Raw genomic sequence first — 13,837 nt, 5'->3', positions numbered from 1 at the left:
GCAGCTCGTACTGTTCTACACCTGAGCAACTACCCTTAGATTCTCGCCTGATAGGTATACAGCTGGTAATACCTTCCTTTCTTTTCCAAAAGCTCCTCGTGTCGGCCTTGTTCCGTGATGTGACCCTGTTCGATCACCAAAATCTGGTCTGCTTGGCGGATGGTGCTGAGGCGGTGGGCGATCACAAAGGTGGTGCGGCCCTGCATCAAGGTTTTGAGACTGGCCTGTATCAGGCTCTCACTTTCTGTATCGAGGTTGGAAGTAGCTTCGTCAAGTATCAGAATGCGCGGGTCGGCGAGTATGGCCCGTGCGATGGCGATGCGCTGCCGCTGTCCACCCGAAAGCTTCACGCCACGTTCCCCGATCAGCGTATTGAGCCCATCCGGGAAGCGGTCGGTAAACTCCTGCACGTGGGCCGCCTGCACGGCCTGCATCAGCTGCGTCTCGGTGGCATTGGGACGTGGGAAAAGGATGTTCTGGCGAATCGTGCCTTCAAACAGAAAATCGTCCTGCAGCACGACGCCCAGCTGGCTACGGTAGCTCTGCAGACTAATGCTTTGCAAGTCGTGACCGTCTACGGTAATAGTGCCACTGTCGGGGTTAAGGAAAGAAGCAGCCAGTCCGGCAATGGTGGTTTTGCCGGAGCCGGAGGTGCCTACCAAGGCCGTCACGCTACCGGCAGGTGCTTTAAAGCTGATCTCCTTCACCACGTCCTTCCCCGTTTCATAGGCAAAGGCCACACGATCGAACACAATGTCGCCACTAATGTGGTCGAGTTCGAGGGTGCGGTCACCGGTGGCGTTTTCGAGAGGTGTGTTCAGAATTTCTTGTGTGCGGTCGAGGCCGGCGAAGGCCTCGGTAAACTGGCTCCCGATGTTGCTCATCTGCAAAATGGGCGCGATCATGAAACCAAGGTATAGCGTAAAGGCCAGAAAATCGCCGAAGGTCAGCTCGCCCTTCATAATCAGGTAGCCGCCAATGCCCATGATGCCCGCCGACGCCAGACCCAGCAGCAGTGTGGCCGCACTCGTCACCATGCTGGTGGTCACAAGGCTCTTTTTTACGTTCAGGAACAGCCGCGTCACGCCATCCTCAAACGTCCTGATTTCCTGCTCTTCAGCATTGAAGCCTTTGATTACGCGCACCCCTCCCAGTGTCTCGGTCAGGCGGCCCGTCACTTCGGCATTGATTACCCCACGCTCCCGGAAAATAGGCCTGATCGCGCCGAAGGCCTTCAGGGAAATGAATCCGAAAATGATCACCGGAATCAAGGCAAAGCCCGTCATCAGGGGGCTGATGTAAATGAGCAGCCCGAGGCTGATCAGGGCGGTCAGCACCCCGCCTATCATTTGGGCAAAGCCGGTACCCACGAGGTTCCGCACACCCTCCACGTCCGTCATGATGCGCGACACCAGTTCGCCTGTTTTGGTATTGTCGAAAAAGCGGATGGGCAGTTGAATGATGTGCCGCTGCACCTTGGCCCGTAACTGCGAGATGAGGTGCTGTGCCTCTACGCTCAGAATCTGCGTGAGCGCAAACGAAGTAACGGATTGGATGGTAATAGCCACGACCACCGCCCCGATCAGCCATTTGAGCATAGTGCTGTCGCCGTTCGGAATCACATCGTCAATCAGAAACTTGCTCGCCCCCGGTAACACCAGTCCGGCCAGTCGGCTGATAACGATCAGGACCAGCCCGATAGTTAAGTACTTTCTCCGCGGCCAGATGATGGTCTTGAATACTTCGGCTATGGTGACGTTGTGGAGCTTTTTAGATTTAGACATGTATCTGAGATGGAAATATTCTTTGTAAGATTAGGCTTAAAGTTTCGGTTATAAGCGGAGACATGCGGTGAACTATACCTAATTCGTGTCGTCTGCCCTTTAATCAGCCCGAAATTTAGTCAATTTAAAACAGCTATACCTTAATAAGTATTGCTGCCTTGGAGCGCTGTATTTCATGCGTCTATACCTAAGTGATCAAAAGTAGATACCCTTTTAGTTTTCAATCACTTACCTACACTATATAGCCAAAACATATACTCCAAAAAATCTCTATATACTATTTTACTGCCTTTTTAAGTCTTATCTTTCTTAAATCAAAAGTGATTGTTGTAGCTTGATTTACAGATATGCTTATGAAAAATAAAGTGAATGCGGTATTCGATGTATTGGATTGTGTAATTGATACCAGGATGGCTACAAAGTTTTTCTATAATGTGTATGAATTTATACTCTACAACGATACAGAAGGCTTTATAAAAATATTGGATTACCGTATGGGCCTTGGAGTAGCTATGCAGTCTGAAGAAGATTATTTTATTTTTAGATTTATGTTGCGGTACTTGCAGACACATCATCCTGCCAAAATAATCATGCTTTGCCCATGTCTGCCTATTTCTCTTTTACCTGAAATAACTAAAGAGGCACCTGATGCTATGTTTGATTACAATGTTCTGTTTCCGGGGTCTGAATTGGCGGCCTAGGTCATTATAAAAACTAGCAGTTTGCGCTACTTCTTTCACATCGGCTACAAGGGGACCAATTACAAAGGCTGGCAGCGGCACCCCTATGGCGTAAATGTGCAGGAAACGATTGAGGCTTGTCTGAGCAGAATACTGAAAATGCCGGTCGCCATCGTGGGTTGCGGACGGACAGATGCCGGTGTGCATGCCAGCCAGTTTTTCTTTCACTTGGACGTCGCGCAGCCTTGGGAATTCGACATGCTTTTCCGACTCAACAAAGTGCTGCCCCCGGATATTGCCATTTTCGACATTATCCCGATGGAAGGCCTGCCCCATGCCCGATTTGATGCCATCAAGAGAAGTTACGACTACTTCATCCATACCTACAAAGACCCTTTCCTGAGCAATGCCAGCGCCTTATACCTTGTGCGGGATCTGAACTTGGATGCGATGAAAACAGCCGCTGCCCTGCTCCCGCTTTACCAAGATTACAGGTCCTTCTGTATCACACCGGATGAGCAGGACAGTACGATCTGCCGCATATCCGAAGCCAGTTGGTTTGCCGATAGCACGGGTGACAGGCTGCGCTTCCAGATCTCGGCAAACCGCTTCCTGAGCAGGATGATCCGGATCATTGTCGGCAAACTGCTGCTGGTGGGTACCGGCTCCCTCAGCTTGAGCGAATTTGAAAGCTACTTGGCTGCTGAGAACGCTCCCAAAGCCCTGACACCGGCTTATCCGCAGGGTCTATACCTTTCTAAGGTCACTTACCCTTTTCTGGACTTGGCTCCCCGCAGCTCCCTTTCCGCTATATTCCAGCACCAGAACACAACAGACTGGCAGTAGGCTTCCCCGCCCTGCCCGACAACAAATGAACCTAATGTGGAGATATACCTTTGTATAGGTAAGAGCTCTTACTTGATTCATCTTCTTTCTGCTGCAAAAAAAGGAGGTGAACACGCTCCGCTTACTCTCCATCAAGTTTATCCGCACAAAGACAATTTCATCCTGCCTCATCTTGGCATACCGCACACGCTTGACTTTTAACTATTCTGTTAAAAGAATTCACATTTTTCGATTCAATTCCAATGAACTATCAAATAAAAATTAACGACGCCGCCACTGTAGAGCAAATGCCAGGTTACTGGACAAATGAAGATTACAAGCAGCTTCTGGGCAAGTTCAATTATCCGGACGCCGATAAAGCCAGCAACGATACCCTGAACGAACTGCTTCTGATGGCCATCACCGACTATGAACCTAACGAAGCCGCTGCCATCCTGCTGGCGTATAAATTGGGCGAGGAACTCAACGAGGGGCAGATTGACCAAATATCCAATGACATGCTCTTGGACAAGATAGTGGAAGAGTACCCAGACATCAGCCTGCATGCCCGCCTCTTCCACATCAACCAGCTTTTATACAAGGCCTTCAACGGCAAATTCCCCAACACCAAGGCGACGCTGATTGACTGTACCATCACTCCGCTAGACGAGGATGCCGCGACTGAACTCACCCGCGAGATGGCATTGAAACTACTGGGCGCTGGGCTCTCGGACAGCAATCTGGTGAAAAGGCTCTTCACGGAGCAGATGGCTGGGGACAAATCCTTCCCGGAGGCAGAAAGCATCCTGTGGGAGCTCAAGCCAGCTGCCAACCACCTATACAGCATCCTGACCTCCGAGAACTGGATCAGTACCGATGATTTCACCTCTCACGAATTTGAAGGGGCCGTTGAAAACACCGAGCTGTTGGAACAGGATTAAGTAACAGGAACAAGTGAAAGACAGCGACAGGCTGCAGGTTTGAAAAGACTTGCAGCCTGTTTTTTTTTATACCATCACCCCTGCCAGCTCTCCCTAAAAACAGCAAACATTTCCGTAGAAACCAAGTTAAAGGAACAGGCCGTTTCAGGCTCAAATCAAATAACTTACCTCAACCAAAACAAACTTAACGCTATGTCATTTATCGAAACAGAGGACATCCAAAAGGGAGAAAACGTTTACATCAATTACCAAGATTATGGCGATGGGCAGCCCGTGATTCTTATCCATGGCTGGCCGCTGAGCCACAAGATGTGGGAGTACCAGATACAGGCCATTGTGGATGCCGGTTACCGCTGCATTGCCTACGATCGCCGTGGTTTTGGCGACTCGGACCAGCCTTGGTACCACTACGACTACAGCTCACTTGCCCTTGACCTTCGGGCCCTGATCGAGCAGCTTGACCTTTATGATTGCGTGCTGGTAGGATTCTCGATGGGTGGCGGCGAAGTGGTGCGTTACCTTTCCATGTTTGGTCCTGAACGAGTGGACAAAGCGGTACTCATCAGCTCGATCATCCCACTGGTGAAACAGACCGATGACAACCCGGATGGCGTACCGGAAGAAAAGCTAAACGAAATCATGAAGTCCCTGCAAACTAACCGGGTGCCTTTTCTGGCAGAATTTGGCAAACTGTTCTATAATTACACAGGCAAAAAAGGCACACTCAGCGAAGAGCAACTGCGCCTCGACTGGACGATTGCCTCTCTTGCATCGCCGCGTGCCGTCATCGAAACAGCCAAAGCTTGGGCACATACCGACTTCCGGCAGGAAATGCGAAACGTCAGTGTGCCTACGCTGATCATACATGGGGACGCCGACCAGATCGTACCGATCAAGACAAGCAGCGAGAAGGCGGCCGAGGGGATTCGCAACAGTAAGTACGTTGTTATCAAAGACGGCGCTCACGGCATCTTCGTCACCCACAAAGATCAGGTGAACAGCGCCTTGATCAGCTTTTTGCGAAGGTAGGTTTACTGAAAACGCAAAGCCCTGTCACCACATCGGAGACGGAGCTTTGCGTTTTAGATTATACGCTTGGCCATGAGCCAGTGCTTTTATACCTCAAAAACTCACTCTGTCAGCATCACTTCTACTTTCCGGTCCATGCGATTTTCCTCTTTGGAGGACTTTTCGCTGCCCATGTACATCAGACTGAAGCGCTCCCTTGATATCCCTTGCTGTATGAGGATGTTCATCAAAGACTCGGCTCTTTTTCGGCTCAGTTCCATATTGTAGGCCGCGCTGCCTGACTGGGAGGCGTAGCCGGTTAGCCTTACTTGTAGTTGGGGGTTATTCTCCAGTGCTGTTAGCAACTGATTGATATCGGTTAGGCTCTGCACAGGTACGCGGTGGGAATTGATGGGAAAGAATACAGCTAAGGCGCGGGGGGTGGGTGCTACCGGACCTGCCCTTTCTGTCCCCGGAGCAGACGCTGGCTGCGACAGGGTCAGCTCCTGCTCGTACTGCTGCAGGCGTAGCAGCACGCTATCATTCAAGGCGGCCTGCTGCGATAGGAAGCTTACCATGTTGGGGTCAGTCAACGCTTCGTATTCATCTGTCAGTTGGTTTGTCTGCAAAGAGTCTAGCATGCGCTGCTTCCGGCTAATCTCTGCATTCGCAGCAGCTAGCCGCTGCTGCTCTTTCTGGAGTTGGGCAATTCTTTGGTCACGTTGTGCAGGAGTATAGTATGTTCGCCTTTCATCCCGTTCATAGTCCCGCCTAATGACGGGCTCGTCCCTACGCTCGACTAATTCCTGCTGTTGCTCCTTGGTCACGGCTCGGGTCTGTTTTTGCTGCACCACAGAATCAGGCTCGACTACTTGTTCTCGAGTCACTACTTGCTCTCGTACCACCGCTTGTTTTGGCTCCACAACTCGTTCTGGCACCACCACTGAATCTGGCTTTGCAGCAAGGCGGGCCGTATCAGCGGCGGCAGGCAGCATGGTTGTATCCTGAATGTCTGTTTTTTCGAGTGGGACTTTCTCCACCTCCCCCGGTTTCAACGCTTGGGTAGTGTCTATTTCTATGGCTGTTCTTGTGGTTTCAAGCGTGTCTACGTGCCGCAGAACAGGGCGCTTTTGCAAGTCCGGCTCTGCAAAGGCAGTCGTATCCTGCTGCACGGGCATGCGCACATCCCGCGGCTCTAGTTTCGTAATTATTTGCAGTAAGTTTGGCTGTGGCCGGCCCTCCACTGATTGTAATAGCTCAACGTTGCCGGCATAGAACTGTGCTGCCCTGAATTCCGATTTACGGAAACCGAAACTGTAGCCCACCGTTATGCCCGTGTGTACAAAGGTGCTGTTGCGGCTGTTCTGCTCCAGATCAGCGCCCTCCAAGTGCCGCTCCCGCGGGTATACGGCTTCGGATTGTAGGGACACCTGCCACTGTTCTGATATTCTGAATTTCAGTCCCACTCCAAAAGGTATAAGCGGCACATAGCGCGACTCTTCATTAAAGTTTCCCGCGCTGGTTTCGAATATCCCTAAGCCATACCCTGCAAAGAAATAAGGTGACACGATAGCCGAAGTGTTCAGCAGCCAACCGTTGTCTGTATAGAAAATTCCACGCAGCGAGGCCGTGCGCACATCAGTCGTGAAACGGTTATCCAATTGGTCAAGCCCACGCACATCTCCGTACGAATAGGCCAGCTCCAACCCGAAATTGTTGCCAAGATGGCGGGTCAGCTGCAAACGGTACAGCAGGTTGCTGTTTGGCTTGAAATAGTCTGTTGTGCTGTTTTTATCGTTCTGGTAGTTTGCAATGCCGGTATAGCCGCCAAACTGCCATCTATATATGTCATGCTGCGCTACTGCCAAGTGGCAGCTGAGCAAAAGCAGGCATATGGAAACAAAATATTTCATGGCTATCTGCTTAAATCCATCCATAAATTCAGTTCCAAGCTCAAACCAACAAATGGCCTGACATACAAGCGGTCAAGGTTGAAATCGGAGATGGAAGTGGATGCTTGGCTGCTCTGTAGCAAGGTAGCACCAGCCTGAACTCGGATAAAAGGCAGCGCCCTATACCCTAGTGCCAAGTAGATGGGTCGTCTCACAATCGGGCCTGTCGCCTCGTTGTCATCACCAAAGTTCAGGTTCTTTAGGAAAACACCCGTCGACAGACTCGACCTTGTCCAGAAAGCTGAATTAAAAGGCGCCTTGCCAAACGGAATGGAGATGCCCGCATAAGGTGCCGTGTCAGAGGAGAAGTCATCGAAGTCTCCCGAGTAGTAAACCCCGCCATAACCCACATTGAGCGCGAGTACATTCCTTGTCTTTTCGGAGGCGTAGTCGGTCAGCTTCCGGGTGTCTGTGAGCGCGTGCAGGGGCGCGTTTGCAAATTGGGCCACTTCTTGGCTAACCAGTGATTTAAGCGCCTCGATTTGGCTGTTCGCATACTTCAGGCGGAGCGCCTCACTGCTTTCCCCTTCCGTGGCTACGATGTTGCGCCGCGCCCTCCGTAGGCGCATACTATTGATTTGATCAAGCTTGTCGAGCACAATGTCCGAGAAGCCGTCGAACTGATAGTTTATCTGGCTTCGATAGAGGTTAAGCCCTTGATTAACGATCGCATTCATGTCGCTGCGCATGTTCCGCGGATGCTTTTGCAGCACGACACTGCCGCGGCTCACCACAAACGACTGATCGATGTAAGCGTGCAGCGCACTGTTGAGCTGGTGCAGGAGCTGTTGCTGCTGCATAGCATTGGCCGCTTCGTAAAAGTTGATTAGAAAAGTGTATTTGGCATTTCCACGGAGCGGGTAGTTCAACGGGACTACGAATCTATTTTCGGGGTTACCTGGCCGCCTTTTCCAAGAGTTGACGAAGAGGGGCTCCTTGCTGGTGTCAGACGAGCCGTAGATGGCTACCTCTACCATCGCCACATCCTTGCCCACCGACCCGGTCAGGATAAAAGGCTTCTCTGCGGGCAACGGCTGCCCTTCGTTAAAATACATCCTGTCGTAATTGAACACTACGGTTTCATACTGGGCGAACAGCGGATAACTGATCAGGAGAGCAACTAGAAGTGTGTAGATTTTTTTCATGCGCGCATCATTAAGTCAATGAAAGGAAAAGTCTGTGCACAACCTTAGTGACTGGAAAGGGCGATGAAGGACTAACAGCTAAGGCACTCGCGGGACGTATTGTATGTATTTAATAACGCGTATTAATATTTAAGGTTTTAAGCTATATATAGGTATAGCCATCTGCCTCCGGTAGCGGTGTTACTCAGTTTATGGCTCCCTAGGTATAAGGTATAGCGGCTAGGTCCATTTCAAGGTCTAAGATGGAGTGCATTGGCAAACAGTTTAGGCTGGATCGGTAGAATGCCATACCTACCAATCTTCCCTTTTTCATTTCCTAACCTCAGAAATTTGCATCGGTTTTATCAGCTTCTCCAAGGTATAGCGCAGCACCTCATCGTGCTCATCAAGCAGGTGGTCGTGCACGATGTGGTCAGGTTTAACACCCGCTAATTTTTCATCACCGTTTGGGCGCACGATGTAGCCTTTTGGCACTTTTACCTCCACGCTGGTGCGGGGTAGTTGAAAGGAAAACTGGGCGGCATAGAGCGTAGGCGTATCGCCGGTCTCTTCTCCCACAATCACGCCAAAGCCATAGTCCTGTATCAATGCGGCGCTTACGGCGGCCATGGAGTAGGATTGCCGATTGACAAGCACGTATACCTTACCTTGAAAGCGCTGAGAATCCGGCATGGGCTGCTGCATGGGCTGCTCATAGGCGAAAGTCTCGCCGTCAGGATATTCGAGAATGTTACGGGTATAGGCATCAGGTATAGTGTCAGGGTACTGCTTTTTGGTATGCGCCTTGAGCACCTCACTGGTCCGGACGGTGAAGTCAGAAAACCATCGGAAAGGCTTGTCCGCGAAATAGGCGATCAGGTGATCGCTGAAGGTGTTGTGTCCACCGGCGTTGTTGCGCAGGTCCACGATCAGGTACTTGGCCTGACTGGTGTTGATGTCTGCAAAAGCACTGTCAACAAAGGCTTTGAACTGCGCCTCGCCATCTGCGTCGGGAGAGCTGAAAGGGCCGGGATGGAGATAGGCAACGCCCTCCACATACCGAAAGGAACGCTCGTTTTTCAGGATCTCGCCTCCCCTGCTGGCTTCGTAGGCCATCACGGTAATGGCGGGTATGGTATGCGTGCTTCTCTTGCCGGCAGCGTTTTTCACTTTTATTTTAAAGGAAGGCTTTTCGCCAAACACCGCCCAATAGTACCGGGGGAAAGACCAGAACTCAAGCTTCGCATCTTTGAAATAAGTCCGCTCTGCTGAGAGGTAGGGATGAAACGCCGCCTGCAGTTTACGGATGGGCTTACCGTTTAGGCGCAGTAGCTGGTCGCCCGCCCGCACCGTCGAATCAGGGGTATAGCTGTTGCGGACAAAGGCCTTGCCATCTTCGAAGGCCAGCTCGAGCGGGAACAGGGTGCCGTTCTGCATAGCGTAGGCGATATAGGAGCCTGCCGCAAAATCGACCTCGCTGTGGCCCACGTTTCCGATCGCCACTAGCCGCTGCATCAGCATGGTGGTCTGCAATAGGCTCAGGGAGTCCTGTCCGACAGACTTCAGAAGCTCTTGGTAAGCCGCATCGTAATCCTGTTTGCTGACATAGGCATAGAGGTTGTAATGCGCTTTTTGCAGTGTCTCGTAGGCATAGGCCATATCGGCCTGTACATCTGCAGGGGCAAATTTAATTCCACCGCTCTGAGCCTGTGCTCCGAAAGGAAATATGGCTATTGAGAGAAGCACCAGCTGTCGGATAAGTTTCATGCAGAGTCGATTGGGTTGGGAAATATGAATAGCTTTTTCCGGTTTAAATCTACTAAATTATATCTGTAGTCTAATAATTTTTAGCCAGTGTGTTTTGGCTATTTCCGTAGTGAAGCACAATCTTATTGGCTAGTACCGAGCCACTGTGCACAATGTAATTGAATGCCTTGTAACTCTAAAAAAAAGCCAGTGCCTCTTATTATAACTGTTATAAATTCGTATTGTGTTCTGATTCTTGCAGCATTGTTGTATCTTTTTGCCCTCTTGATTAGTACATGCCTTACCATAGTTGCCAACTTTACCAACTAAGGGTCGGAATACCGTCTGATGCATAAAAACAATGATTGAATTTGAAAACAGCTACCTACAGGTTTGGGTAGATCAGGACTTACACCTCATGCATTCCGAATGGCTACGAAACGTTACAAGCGATGAATATCGGCAGGGCAATATACTACTGACCGAGATGCTGCACCAGCACGCTATCCGGCACTGGATCGCAGACTCCGCCTCCCTAGGTGAGATTTGCCCTGAGGACGTAGTCTGGACCATTCAAGAATTGGCGCCCCGCATCATCTACTCCCCTGTTTTGAAAATAGCGCGCGTTAGCGGGGAAGATAGAATCAGCTATGTCAAGTTTAAGGAATTTATGGAAAAAGCCTCGATCAATGCAGCGGGTAGTTTGGAGGTACGACAGTTTATATCATACAAAGAGGCCGCAGACTGGATTGGCCAAATCACCTCATAAGTTTTATCATATCTCTTATTAAGCATTTATAGACAAAGCGTCTGTAGCCTTGCCTTTCCTTGGGTAAGGTTTGCCCTGTTTTCTAAATTCTTCTCCTAGGATTCCTTTCCTCTACCCTTAAAATCCGTCCACTGACAAAATATCACTAATTAATATAACTATTACAATAAAAATTATTTATTTTCAACCAATACTCTTTTGCAAATCACTAAAATTTAAAACTATGAGTTGGGGAAGAATTTTAAACTATTGGCTGGCCATTGTGTGCATTGTGTTCCTAACACAATGTTCCGAAGCCCGCACCGAAACACCGACTGATCAGGTCAACATGGGCGCTAGCGCTTCATTGGAGGCACAGCAAAACAACCAGACCCTGCTCAAACAGGGCGAGCACTTGGTGCTCATCGCCGGCTGCCACGATTGCCACACACCCAAAAAAATGACGGACAAAGGTCCGGTGAATGATATGTCGCGGGCACTCTCAGGACACCCCGCCAATATGCCGCCACCGGATGTGGACCGCGCTGAAATGGAAAAGAAAGGACTCGCGGTTACGCAGACACTTACGTCTTGGGTGGGTCCGTGGGGCATCTCCTACTCCTCTAACCTGACCTCAGACAAAACAGGGATCGGGAACTGGACGGAGAAGAACTTCTTTTTGGCAATCCGGGAAGGGAAACATAAAGGAATGGAGAACGGGCGCATGCTGCTGCCACCTATGCCTTGGGAAATGATTGCGAATATGACGGACGAGGAGTTGAGAGCTGTATTCGCCTACCTTAAGTCCACCAAACCAATCAACAACGTGGTGCCGGCCGCACAGCCTCCTGTTAGTGCCGGACCCGATAAATAAACCGACCGTATTGCGACTGCCAAGCCGCAACTTAGCACGCTATTGATCAATTGTCATACACAAAACCTCTTTAACTATGAAAGTACTTGTAATTGGCGGCACCGGGATGGTGGGATCCCAGACCGTAAAGGAGCTTTTGGCTCGTCATGTTGACGTAAGGGTACTTACCCGCAGCGAAGAAAAGGCGCAGAGCCTGCCAGCTGGAGCTGAAGCCGTGATCGGCGATATTCTAGACCCGCATACGGTGCGGTCCATTTTTAAAGGTATGGATGGCGTGTTTATGGTCAATCCTGTCAGCACGACCGAAACCAGCGAAGGCCTCTTCGCCGTGAACGGTGCCCGTATGGCGGGTATAAAGCGCTTTGTATACATGACGGTGCACGAGTACGACAAAGCTGTACATCTCCCCCACTTCGGTTCCAAGCTTGCCATTGAGGCTGCAATCCGGGACTCGGGCATGGAATATACCTTTTTGCGGCCAAACAACTTTTACCAGAACGACAATTGGTTCAAAGATGCCATTCTGCAGTACGGTGTATACCCGCAGCCTATTGGCGATGTGGGCATCTCAAGGGTAGATGTGCGGGATATAGCCGAAGCAGCGGCCATCGCCCTGACCACTGAAGGGCATAACGGCGAGATCTACAACTTGGTGGGACCGGAGCCGATGACAGGACAGCGAACCGCAGAGATCTGGTCAGAGGCGCTGGGCACGACAGTGACGTATGGCGGCAACGATTTGGATGCATGGGAACAGCAGGCCACGCAGTTCTTTCCGGCTTGGATGGCCTTTGATTTCCGCTTGATGTTTGAGTATTTCAACAAAGAAGGTTTGAAAGCCACAGCGCAGGACATAGAACGCCAGACCAAACTATTGGGACACGCACCTCGCAGTTTCGAGGCATATGCGCAGGAATCCGCCAAGGCATGGAAAGTGGTGGCTTAGTCGGACTTAGCACTTGATGCCAAATATGGCTATGGCATAAAACAAACACGCTCACAGCTTTGGCTAGCTGTGAGCGTGTTTGTTTTTTACGGATAGTTGTTATCGCTGCCGCAGGCTCTGCTTCCAGCGGTCCCAGAGTTGACGTTGCTCCCGGTTCAACACTGACTCAATGTTAGTCATTAGGTCGAGGCGGCACTTGCGCAGGGCGCGCATATGTATCAGTTTGCGGTCGTGTTTGTTGATCTCGTTTCTTACTCTTTCACGCAAAGAGGTAAGGCGCTGCTCCAATTCTTCGCGGCTGATGTTGCCCGCACGGTAATCGGCAACGTACTCTTCACGAACGGCATTGGCCTTGGCCAGCAGGTTGCGGTGCAGCTCATGTATACGCTGGCGGTGTTCTGCCACGCAGGAGGCATGATCCTTGGCAAAGCCGCTGATGGCAGCACGCTGGCTTTGGTTCAGATTTAGCTTCGGTAGTATGAAAGAGAGGGAGTGCCTCTCGCTGTGCATGGCCTCCGTGCTGCTAGTGCCAAAAGCAGAGCTTTCAGAACCGCTTGTCACATCGGTGTTTTCCAAACCATCCAAGTCTTCCAATTGGAATTCCTCAGATGCAAAAGAATCCAGCGCAGGGTCAATAGTGTCATCTTTCTGACACGACGTAAAAGTCAGGATTGCAGACAAGGCAAGCAGTCCCCAGGATAGTCGAAGTTTTCTCATGCGTTTTATCTTAAAGTGTTTTCTTCTAAGACGCTATAAACCTAGCATGGTTTAAATATAGCGCCCAAACTATTTTATTATCAACACTTTAAGCGCTCTTTTTTTCAGGTATAAGTGCAGGAATTACCGGCGCAGGTACTGGTCCTCTCCCCGCAGCCAATCTTCGCGAGCTGGAGAGAAGAAAACGAAGAATGTAGCATCTCCCTCCACGCGGATCGAGTGCGGTACATCCGGAGGCACGATCAGCACATCGTTGGCATTCACTACCATCTCACTGTCATCAAACTGGTAGCGCAAGGCACCCGATGTCACCATCATGTACTCTTCGTTCGGATGTGAATGCCGCGGAATCTCAGCACCGTTCTTGGCAGACATTCTCGTGAGTGTGGCTTTCTCACCGGTTACCATTTGCCGCGATACGGTTGCGCTCAGTCTTTCTTCTTCCAGCGCTTCCCACGATATTTTTCTTACTTCGTTTTTCATAGTTTTTTC

General features: G+C 50.4%; 13 protein-coding genes. 7 read left to right on the top strand and 6 right to left on the bottom strand.

Annotated features, from left to right (window positions below; all coding sequences use genetic code 11):
- Positions 1–35: 35 nt before the first annotated feature.
- Positions 36–1,784 (bottom strand): ABC transporter ATP-binding protein, encoded by a 1,749-nt coding sequence (locus Q1A04_RS16090; RefSeq protein ID WP_299708039.1) that lies wholly within the window; start codon positions 1,782–1,784, stop codon positions 36–38.
- Between the two features lie 353 nt (positions 1,785–2,137).
- On the opposite strand from Q1A04_RS16090, the gene Q1A04_RS16085 reads away from it, so the two are divergent.
- From Q1A04_RS16085 to Q1A04_RS16070, 4 genes are all read left to right on the top strand, one after another.
- Entirely contained in the window at positions 2,138–2,485 is a 348-nt protein-coding gene (locus Q1A04_RS16085; protein WP_299708037.1) for a hypothetical protein, read from the top strand.
- Positions 2,486–2,506: 21 nt separating this feature from the next.
- A complete protein-coding gene (locus Q1A04_RS16080; RefSeq protein WP_299708035.1) occupies positions 2,507–3,310 on the top strand; it encodes a tRNA pseudouridine(38-40) synthase TruA in 804 nt (267 codons plus the stop codon).
- Positions 3,311–3,552: 242 nt separating this feature from the next.
- Positions 3,553–4,230, top strand: coding sequence for a hypothetical protein (locus Q1A04_RS16075; protein ID WP_299708034.1), 678 nt, complete (start codon positions 3,553–3,555; stop codon positions 4,228–4,230).
- A 192-nt stretch (positions 4,231–4,422) separates the two neighbouring features.
- Positions 4,423–5,259, top strand: coding sequence for an alpha/beta hydrolase (locus tag Q1A04_RS16070; RefSeq protein WP_299708032.1), 837 nt, complete (start codon positions 4,423–4,425; stop codon positions 5,257–5,259).
- A 101-nt stretch (positions 5,260–5,360) separates the two neighbouring features.
- On the opposite strand, the gene Q1A04_RS16065 is transcribed toward Q1A04_RS16070, so the two are convergent.
- From Q1A04_RS16065 to Q1A04_RS16055, 3 genes are all read right to left on the bottom strand, one after another.
- Complete coding sequence (locus tag Q1A04_RS16065; RefSeq protein WP_299708030.1) at positions 5,361–7,151, bottom strand: OmpA family protein; 1,791 nt, start codon at positions 7,149–7,151, stop codon at positions 5,361–5,363.
- 2 nt (positions 7,152–7,153) lie between these two features.
- The gene (locus Q1A04_RS16060) at positions 7,154–8,335 is read right to left on the bottom strand and encodes a hypothetical protein (protein WP_299708028.1); all 1,182 of its coding nucleotides are present in this window, start codon (positions 8,333–8,335) and stop codon (positions 7,154–7,156) included.
- A gap of 309 nt (positions 8,336–8,644) precedes the next feature.
- Positions 8,645–10,081, bottom strand: coding sequence for a S41 family peptidase (locus Q1A04_RS16055; protein ID WP_299708026.1), 1,437 nt, complete (start codon positions 10,079–10,081; stop codon positions 8,645–8,647).
- A 340-nt stretch (positions 10,082–10,421) separates the two neighbouring features.
- Here Q1A04_RS16055 and Q1A04_RS16050 point away from each other — a divergent pair, with 340 nt between their 5' ends.
- From Q1A04_RS16050 to Q1A04_RS16040, 3 genes are all read left to right on the top strand, one after another.
- On the top strand, positions 10,422–10,829 hold the full coding sequence (locus Q1A04_RS16050) for a hypothetical protein (protein WP_299708024.1): 408 nt from the start codon (positions 10,422–10,424) through the stop codon (positions 10,827–10,829).
- A gap of 223 nt (positions 10,830–11,052) precedes the next feature.
- Complete coding sequence (locus Q1A04_RS16045) at positions 11,053–11,682, top strand: c-type cytochrome (RefSeq protein ID WP_299708022.1); 630 nt, start codon at positions 11,053–11,055, stop codon at positions 11,680–11,682.
- 76 nt (positions 11,683–11,758) lie between these two features.
- On the top strand, positions 11,759–12,628 hold the full coding sequence (locus Q1A04_RS16040; RefSeq protein ID WP_299708020.1) for an SDR family oxidoreductase: 870 nt from the start codon (positions 11,759–11,761) through the stop codon (positions 12,626–12,628).
- Between the two features lie 99 nt (positions 12,629–12,727).
- On the opposite strand, the gene Q1A04_RS16035 is transcribed toward Q1A04_RS16040, so the two are convergent.
- Both Q1A04_RS16035 and Q1A04_RS16030 read right to left on the bottom strand, forming a co-directional pair.
- Complete coding sequence (locus Q1A04_RS16035) at positions 12,728–13,345, bottom strand: hypothetical protein (RefSeq protein ID WP_299708018.1); 618 nt, start codon at positions 13,343–13,345, stop codon at positions 12,728–12,730.
- A gap of 123 nt (positions 13,346–13,468) precedes the next feature.
- The gene (locus tag Q1A04_RS16030) at positions 13,469–13,828 is read right to left on the bottom strand and encodes a cupin domain-containing protein (protein ID WP_299708016.1); all 360 of its coding nucleotides are present in this window, start codon (positions 13,826–13,828) and stop codon (positions 13,469–13,471) included.
- Positions 13,829–13,837 lie beyond the last annotated feature (9 nt).

It is taken from the genome of uncultured Pontibacter sp. (genome assembly GCF_947499215.1).
Classification (GTDB): domain Bacteria; phylum Bacteroidota; class Bacteroidia; order Cytophagales; family Hymenobacteraceae; genus Pontibacter.
This window is presented reverse-complemented; position numbering and strand designations above follow the sequence as displayed.

What these genes read in the sequence shown, in the direction of transcription:
- Q1A04_RS16060 (WP_299708028.1), bottom strand. Translation starts at nt 8,335, where the DNA reads ATGAAAAAAATCTACACACTTCTAGTTGCTCTCCTGATCAGTTATCCG.
- Q1A04_RS16085 (WP_299708037.1), top strand. Translation starts at nt 2,138, where the DNA reads ATGAAAAATAAAGTGAATGCGGTATTCGATGTATTGGATTGTGTAATT.
- Q1A04_RS16030 (WP_299708016.1), bottom strand. Translation starts at nt 13,828, where the DNA reads ATGAAAAACGAAGTAAGAAAAATATCGTGGGAAGCGCTGGAAGAAGAA.
- Q1A04_RS16055 (WP_299708026.1), bottom strand. Translation starts at nt 10,081, where the DNA reads ATGAAACTTATCCGACAGCTGGTGCTTCTCTCAATAGCCATATTTCCT.
- Q1A04_RS16070 (WP_299708032.1), top strand. Translation starts at nt 4,423, where the DNA reads ATGTCATTTATCGAAACAGAGGACATCCAAAAGGGAGAAAACGTTTAC.
- Q1A04_RS16035 (WP_299708018.1), bottom strand. Translation starts at nt 13,345, where the DNA reads ATGAGAAAACTTCGACTATCCTGGGGACTGCTTGCCTTGTCTGCAATC.
- Q1A04_RS16065 (WP_299708030.1), bottom strand. Translation starts at nt 7,151, where the DNA reads ATGAAATATTTTGTTTCCATATGCCTGCTTTTGCTCAGCTGCCACTTG.
- Q1A04_RS16045 (WP_299708022.1), top strand. Translation starts at nt 11,053, where the DNA reads ATGAGTTGGGGAAGAATTTTAAACTATTGGCTGGCCATTGTGTGCATT.
- Q1A04_RS16040 (WP_299708020.1), top strand. Translation starts at nt 11,759, where the DNA reads ATGAAAGTACTTGTAATTGGCGGCACCGGGATGGTGGGATCCCAGACC.
- Q1A04_RS16075 (WP_299708034.1), top strand. Translation starts at nt 3,553, where the DNA reads ATGAACTATCAAATAAAAATTAACGACGCCGCCACTGTAGAGCAAATG.
- Q1A04_RS16050 (WP_299708024.1), top strand. Translation starts at nt 10,422, where the DNA reads ATGATTGAATTTGAAAACAGCTACCTACAGGTTTGGGTAGATCAGGAC.
- Q1A04_RS16090 (WP_299708039.1), bottom strand. Translation starts at nt 1,784, where the DNA reads ATGTCTAAATCTAAAAAGCTCCACAACGTCACCATAGCCGAAGTATTC.